Source organism: Corallococcus sp. AB018 (genome assembly GCF_003986945.1).
Classification (GTDB): domain Bacteria; phylum Myxococcota; class Myxococcia; order Myxococcales; family Myxococcaceae; genus Corallococcus; species Corallococcus exiguus.
Genome location: NZ_RAWR01000019.1, coordinates 63,173 through 69,577, shown reverse-complemented (window position 1 = coordinate 69,577; position 6,405 = coordinate 63,173). Strand labels below are relative to the sequence as shown.

The 6,405-nt window shown below is 68.8% G+C and carries 7 protein-coding genes; 4 read left to right on the top strand and 3 right to left on the bottom strand.

Annotation, left to right across the window (positions count from 1 at the left end; translation table 11 throughout):
* The first annotated feature begins 210 nt into the window (after positions 1 to 210).
* Genes D7Y11_RS06885 through D7Y11_RS06875 form a run of 3 tightly spaced genes read left to right on the top strand, consistent with a single transcriptional unit; the run spans position 211 to position 2,119 of the window.
* On the top strand, positions 211 to 1,155 hold the full coding sequence (locus D7Y11_RS06885; RefSeq protein ID WP_126933285.1) for a hypothetical protein: 945 nt from the start codon (positions 211 to 213) through the stop codon (positions 1,153 to 1,155).
* A gap of 32 nt (positions 1,156 to 1,187) precedes the next feature.
* A complete protein-coding gene (locus tag D7Y11_RS06880; protein ID WP_120580319.1) occupies positions 1,188 to 1,616 on the top strand; it encodes a hypothetical protein in 429 nt (142 codons plus the stop codon).
* Positions 1,613 to 2,119 (top strand): hypothetical protein, encoded by a 507-nt coding sequence (locus tag D7Y11_RS06875; protein WP_233597390.1) that lies wholly within the window; start codon positions 1,613 to 1,615, stop codon positions 2,117 to 2,119. Before D7Y11_RS06880 ends, D7Y11_RS06875 begins: the two co-directional genes overlap by 4 nt.
* A 64-nt stretch (positions 2,120 to 2,183) precedes the next feature.
* Here the strand turns inward: D7Y11_RS06875 and D7Y11_RS06870 are convergent, their stop codons facing one another.
* Genes D7Y11_RS06870 through D7Y11_RS06860 form a run of 3 tightly spaced genes read right to left on the bottom strand, consistent with a single transcriptional unit; the run spans position 2,184 to position 5,355 of the window.
* A complete protein-coding gene (locus D7Y11_RS06870; protein WP_120580318.1) occupies positions 2,184 to 3,380 on the bottom strand; it encodes a class I SAM-dependent rRNA methyltransferase in 1,197 nt (398 codons plus the stop codon).
* Complete coding sequence (locus D7Y11_RS06865) at positions 3,377 to 4,216, bottom strand: HAD-IIB family hydrolase (RefSeq protein ID WP_126933284.1); 840 nt, start codon at positions 4,214 to 4,216, stop codon at positions 3,377 to 3,379. Before D7Y11_RS06865 ends, D7Y11_RS06870 begins: the two co-directional genes overlap by 4 nt.
* Complete coding sequence (locus D7Y11_RS06860) at positions 4,213 to 5,355, bottom strand: hypothetical protein (RefSeq protein WP_120580316.1); 1,143 nt, start codon at positions 5,353 to 5,355, stop codon at positions 4,213 to 4,215. The genes D7Y11_RS06865 and D7Y11_RS06860 overlap by 4 nt, the downstream gene beginning before the upstream one ends.
* 88 nt (positions 5,356 to 5,443) lie before the next feature.
* Between D7Y11_RS06860 and D7Y11_RS06855 the strand changes: the two genes are divergently transcribed.
* The gene (locus D7Y11_RS06855) at positions 5,444 to 6,385 is read left to right on the top strand and encodes a magnesium transporter CorA family protein (protein ID WP_126933283.1); all 942 of its coding nucleotides are present in this window, start codon (positions 5,444 to 5,446) and stop codon (positions 6,383 to 6,385) included.
* The last annotated feature ends 20 nt before the right edge of the window (positions 6,386 to 6,405 follow it).

Sequence of the window (6,405 nt, the reverse complement as noted above, 5' to 3'; positions counted from 1 at the left end):
CACGGAATGTGTGCAACGCGCTGCGGCACGGGAAGTCCGGGAAGGGCCGGATTCCTGTCCCCGCCCCCTCCCGGACTTCCCGTGCCGCAGCGCGTTGCACACATTCCGTGACCTGCTCGCAACTTTTCGGCGCTTCGGGTGAGAATGGATCAACGCAGCAAGCTTTCCCTTCCCCCTTCAAAAATCCGCACACCGCAGGAGCCTCAAGCCATGGGAACCATCGGGCGCACCTCCAACAACACCATCGCGCGCACCACCACGACCACGGGGGCCGGCGCGGCCGCCCCGGCCAAGACGGCGACCCCGGTCACGGCGAAGCCGGCCAACACCGTGAAGGACGGCTTCGACACCAAGTCGTCGAGCGGCGCGGTCCGCACCGCGGCCCCCACGGGCGTGTTCACGGCTCCGGCCGGCGCGAAGGACAAGGCCTATGACGGCAAGATCATGGGCAAGGGCGGGCAGGCTTTCGACGCCAGCACCCCGCTGAGCCAGATCCCCGCCTACGAGCCCAAGGGCGGCGTGAAGCAGCCCGGCACCATCATCTACGTGAACGGGATGATGACGGACAAGGCTGGCCAGGAGACCACGATGCAGGCCATCGCGGACAAGACGGGCCAGAAGACCATCGGTATCCACAACTCCACCGAGGGCTTCTTCAAGGACCTGGGCCAGTGCATCACGGACAAGATGGACAAGGGCAAGAACCCGGCCGTGGATACGCTGGCGGACTCGCTCTACACGGAGCTGAAGGCCGGCCGTGACGTGCACCTGATGGCGCACAGCCAGGGTGGCCTCATCACCAGCCGCGCGCTGAGCGACGTGGCCAAGCGGCTGCGCATCGAAGACGGGCTGTCCCCCGCGCAGGTGCAGGAGAAGCTGGGCAAGGTCTCCGTGGAGACCTTCGGCGCCGCGGCGGCGACCTACCCGGACGGCCCCAAGTACGTCCACTACGTCAACGACAAGGACCCCGTGCCGGGCCTCTTCGGTCTGGGCACCAGCGGCAAGGGCCCCCTGGATCTGATCAAGCACGCGGGCAAGGACGCGAAGATCCACTACTTCTCCGAGAAGAGCATCTTCTCCGGCGCGCACAACATCAACGACACGTACCTCAACCAGCGCGTCCCGTTCGACCAGGCCCGCACCGGCAATTTCTGAGGTAGGGAACGGCGTGTGATATGACTGCACGTATGACGCTCGAAGAAGCCCAGCGACTGGTGCAGTCATTCATCCGGGGCCACGGAGGCGATGCGCAGGCCTCCGGGCTGAACGCGAAGGGATTTGGCGGCGCCGCGCTTGGCGACGCGCAGGTCTACTTCGAACACGTGAAGGACTCGGGGGCGCTGAAGTGCAGCGCCCTCATCTACCGCTTCCGCGACGCGCCCCGGCCGGGCGTCATCGACGGGTTCCGTGACGAAGAGAAGAAGGGCACGGACACCGGCGGCGGCAAGGTGGACTACGAGACCGAGAACAAGTCCCTCTTCCTGAGCCGCACGTACGGCGTGGTGCCGTCGGAGCAGCAGTTCAAGGAAGACGTGGACCGGCTCGTGGAAGCCAGCCTCGTGTGGGGCGACGAAGTGTTCAACCGCGTCGCGGATCGCGTCATCCCCGCGAAGTGATCAGCTCCTTCTCCAGCAAGGTGCAGTGGCTGCTGTCCTCCATGGGCCTGGCGCGTCCCGCGCCGCCCGCGGGGGGCCCGATGACGCGCGACGCGGCCCGGCAGCTGGTGAAGTGGTACCTCCAGTCCCAGGGCGCCGGCGTCACCGAGGGCCTCAACGAGCAGGGGCTGGGCGGCATGATGAGCGGCGAAGGCCAGTACGCCTTCGAGCACGTCGAGTCCCCGCCCGCGCTCAAGTGCAGCGCCCTCATCTACCGGTTCCGTGAAGCGCCCAAGCCCGGCATCATCGAGGGCTTCCGGCAGCAGCAGGAAGAGGGCACGGACACCGGCGGCGGCAACGTCGACTTCGAGCCGGACACCGGCAACCTGTTCCTGACCCGCACCTACGAAGTCATGCCGGACGGCCGCGAGTTCACCCGCGACCTGGACCGGCTGGGCAAGGCCAGCATCGTCTGGGGCAAGGACGTGCTGGACCGCGTGGCCCACAAGGTCTTCGGCACCTGAGCGTTCCCGAGCACCACGGGAGGCGCGCCTCATGTCAGGCGCGCCCCGGGGCCGGACGCCGCCGCTACACCGACTGCATCACGTAGAACTTGAGGTACTTCCCTTCCGGGAACTGCAGGCGCACGGGGTGGTCCGGCGGCTGGTAGCGCTCTTCCACCAGCGCCAGGTCCACGCCAGCCTTGAAGCCCGCCTCGCGCACGGCGCCCATGAACAGGTCCCCCGTCACGCGCGCGGAGCACGACGCCGTGGCCAGCAGGCCGCCGGGACGCAGCAGCGCCAGGGCCTGCCGGTTGAGGGATGCGTAGCCGTCCACGGCCGCCTCCACCGCGCGCTGGCTCTTCGCGAAGGCGGGCGGGTCCAGGATGATGAGGTCGAACGTGCGGCCCTCCTCCTTGAACGACTGGATGAGGTCGAACGCGTCCGCCGCCAGGAAGTCATGCTTCGCCGCCGGCAGCCCGTTGCGCGTGAAGTTCTCCCGCGCCAGGGCGATGGCCTCCGGGTCCTGATCCACGGAGAAGACGCTGTTGGCCCCGCCCAGCGCCGCGTTCACGGAGAAGCCGCCGCTGAAGCTGAAGCAGTTGAGCACGTCCCTCCCCTGCCCCAGCCGGCGGATGAGGTAGCGGTTCTCACGCTGATCCAGGAAGAAGCCCGTCTTCTGCCCCTTCCACGCGTCCACCAGGAAGATGGCGCCGCGCTCGCGGATGGGGATGAGCTCCGGGGCCTCCTCGCCCCACAGCATCTTCCCGCTGCCGCGCCCGTCGTCCTCCTCCACGTCGTCGCGCCCCACCTCGTCGCGGCCGAGGATGCCCTTCAGGCCCGGGACGCCCGCCTTCAGCGCCTCCACGATGAGGGGGCGGTAGGGAGTGAGGCCCGCGGAGTAGAGCTTCATCACCGCCCAGCCCGCGTACAGGTCCACCACCACGCCGGGCAGGCCGTCGCCTTCGCCATGGATGAGGCGGTAGCTGTCCGTGTCCTTCAGGTCGATGAGCGCCGTGCGCGCGGCCAGGGCCCGCTGCACGCGCTGGGTGATGAAGCGCGAGTCCACCGTCTCTCTCGCGTCCCGAGTGAGCACGCGCACCGCGATGGCCGAGTGCGGGTCGTAGTACCCGCGCGCGACGAACTTCCCGTTCTCCGTCAGGTCCACCACGCTGCCGGCCGGAATCCGCGGCATGTGCTCCAGGGCCTTGCGGAACACCCACGGGTGCCCCGCACGCAGGTGACGCCCCAGGCCTCGGGCCAGCTCCAGCTTCACGACATTCACGTTGAAACTCCTCGACTGCGGGCCGGCCGGCGGCGGGAGAGGAGGGCACGCGCCAGCTCCTCGAAGCCCCGCCCCTCGGGCGCCCGGGTGATGAAGGCCGGCGGCGCGTCGATGCGATCCAGCACCGCGCGCACGTTGGCCACGCCCACGCCCAGCTTGAACGCCTGGAACATCGGAGCGTCGTTGAAAGAATCCCCCGCGTAGACGTACCGGCCGTCCGCGGGGTCCAGCTTCTCGCCCCACGCTACCTTGGCGAAGCGGCGCGACGCGGAGAGTTTGTCGAAGCGGCCCAGCCAGCAGTTGACGTGCACCGACGAGCGCACCGCCGTCACGCCCCGGGCCCGCAGCAGCGACTCGATGCGGGAGGCCCCGTCATCGCCCAGCCGGGCCTCCTCGTTGTAGTCCACCGCCAGGTCCACTTCCGTGTAGCGGCTGTCCACGGACAGCCGCGCGCCGGGCACCTGGGCGAGCACGCGCTCGACCTCCTTCTCCAGGCGCTGGCGGTTCGCCACGCGCTGGGCGGGCGGCTCCAGGTACACCTTGCGCAGCTTCCCCTTGGCGTCCTTGAGGAAGAACAACCCGCCGTTCTCCACGACGACGCCGTCCACGGGGAGCTGGCGGGCCCATGCCTCGCCCCACCCCGCCGGACGGCCGCTCACCAGCACCACGCGCAGGCCGGACGCGGACAGCTGCTCCAGGGACCGCACCGTCTGGCTGCGCAGCTTGTGGCCCGTCGTCAGCGTGCCGTCCACGTCGGTGAAGACGCCCTGCACACCGGACAGATCCGCCTGCCGCAGGGGGCGCGGCTCCACGGCCTTCACACTCACTGTCTTCACATCACGTCCAGTTGCGCGAGCTGGGACTGGAAGGACTCGATGGTGGAGAGCAGCTCCGGGCCCGTGAGCGTGGCGAGCTTCAGCTTGCGCGCCTTGCGCAGGAACGCGTCCATGGTGGGGTCCCGGCCGTAGAGCGACTGGGCGCTGGCCGCGGCCTCCGCCAGGGCCTTCGCGGACGCGACCGGATCCTTCGTGGACTGGGCCAGCGCGCGCTCCAGGCGCACGCCGCACGCGGCCCACACCTCGCGGTCGTGGAGGATGAGCAGTTGGCGCTGGTTCACCGCGGACAGGCTCCGCACCAGCTCCTCCAGCCCTTCCGTCACCGTCAGCAGCCGTCCCGGCTCGGGGGCGGATTCGAGCGCGAGCGCGCCAATCTCCGCGCGGGCCTCCACGATGTGGCGCTTGTCCTGTGCGCGCAGGTTCCGGTACGCGGCGGTGCGGCCGAAGGCGTCCAGCTCCGTCTGGAGCTGCTGCGCGTTCCACAGCACCTCCTCCGGCTTGGCGTCGCGCACCTTGTTGAGCCGCGCCGTGACGATGCGCGACAGGTCGGACGTGATGGCGCGCACCGTGACGGCCGCCTTCACCTCCGCCTCGTAGCCGGGCACCACCTGGGCGCGAGACACCTCGCCGAAGGTGCTCGCGGACTCGAAGACGAGCTGGCTCATCTGTTCGCGGTAGTCAGACCGGAAGCGTTGGATTTCCGCCAACAGCTGCCAGCGGTCGCTCACCACGGACGGGTTGCGCATGGCCTCGCCCAGTTGGGTGATGCTCTGGGCCAGACTGGCCATGCCCTCCTGGAGTATGGCGGGCACGTCCGCGGGGCCCTTGCGGGGCGCAGCCGGCTGCGGCGTACCGGGGAACTGCTCCCGGATGACGTTGAGCAGCGCGTTGACGTCCATCACCGTGTCGCGGATGACGGGCGCCATCTCCTCCCACAGCGACAGGTCGGGGCTGGCGTCGACGACGGGCGTCTCGTACTTCACCAGGTCCAGGTCACTCAGCCGGGAGATGGCCTGGGCCGCGGCGAGATACACCGCTCTCAGCCGCGCGGAGAAGGCGCGGTCGGGCAGCGACTGGAGGATTTGTTCGAGCCTCGGGGTCAGGGAGGCCGGCGGTGGATTCTCGGCGGCAGCGGACACGTTGCCCCCACTCTACCGCTCGACATCGCGTCCGGGGAGTTCTAGCAAGCGTCCCGGGCCCGAGGGCTGGGCCGGGGAGTCCACGGAAATGATCCAGGTCTGTCTGTGGGAGGACGGCAGGGCTGTCTCGGGGGGTGAGGAACTGCTCGATCGGCCGGGGCCCAAGTGGATCGACGTCCTGGAGCCGAACGCGGAGGTGCTGGGCCGACTGGCCGAGCGCTTCCAGCTGCACCGGCTGGCCGTGGAGGACTGCCTGCACCTGGACCAGCGGCCCAAGCTGGAGGAATACCCGCACCACCAGTTCATCGTGATGCAGGGCTTCAGCTGCGGTTCGGACGTCACGGAGCTCACGCTGCACGAGCACCACTTCTTCCTTGCGCAGGGCTGGCTCATCAGCGTGCACGAGCTGCGCCTGCCCAGCCATGACGCCGTCCTACGGCGCGTGAAGGACGACCCGGCGGGCACGCTGGGCCGGGGCGTGGACGTCATCCTCTACATGCTCGCGGACGCGCTCGTGGACGCGCAGTTCCCCATCATGGACGAATTCGGCGACCGGCTGGATGACCTGGAGGACGCCATCTTCGCCGAGCCGGATCCGGAGCACCTGCAGCGCATCTTCCAGCTCAAGCGCGCGCTGGTGACGCTGCGCCGCGTGCTGTCCCCGCAGCGGGACGTGGTGGGCATGCTGTCGCGCCGGGGCATCCCGCAGATTCAAGAGAAGACGACGCTGTACTTCCGCGACGTCTACGACCACCTGATACGGCTGTACGAGCAGATCGACGCCAGCCGTGATGTGGTGGGCAACGTGATGGACGGCTACCTGTCCGTGGTGGCCCAACGCACCAATGACATCAGCAAGCAGCTCACCATCTTCGCCACCCTCTTCCTGCCCCTGTCATTCATCGTGGGGTTCTTCGGGCAGAACTTCGAACAGTTGACGGGAACGGGCTGGTACGTCGCCATGTGGGTGACCATGGTGGGCTTCCCCCTGGGGCTCGTCGGCTGGTTCAAGTACAAGAAGTGGATCTGACGCCGCCCCCTGCGACGGGC

Bases quoted from the DNA above. Each gene is read 5' to 3' on its own strand.
- D7Y11_RS06880 (WP_120580319.1), top strand. From the start codon at position 1,188: ATGACGCTCGAAGAAGCCCAGCGACTGGTGCAGTCATTCATCCGGGGC.
- D7Y11_RS06885 (WP_126933285.1), top strand. From the start codon at position 211: ATGGGAACCATCGGGCGCACCTCCAACAACACCATCGCGCGCACCACC.
- D7Y11_RS06855 (WP_126933283.1), top strand. From the start codon at position 5,444: ATGATCCAGGTCTGTCTGTGGGAGGACGGCAGGGCTGTCTCGGGGGGT.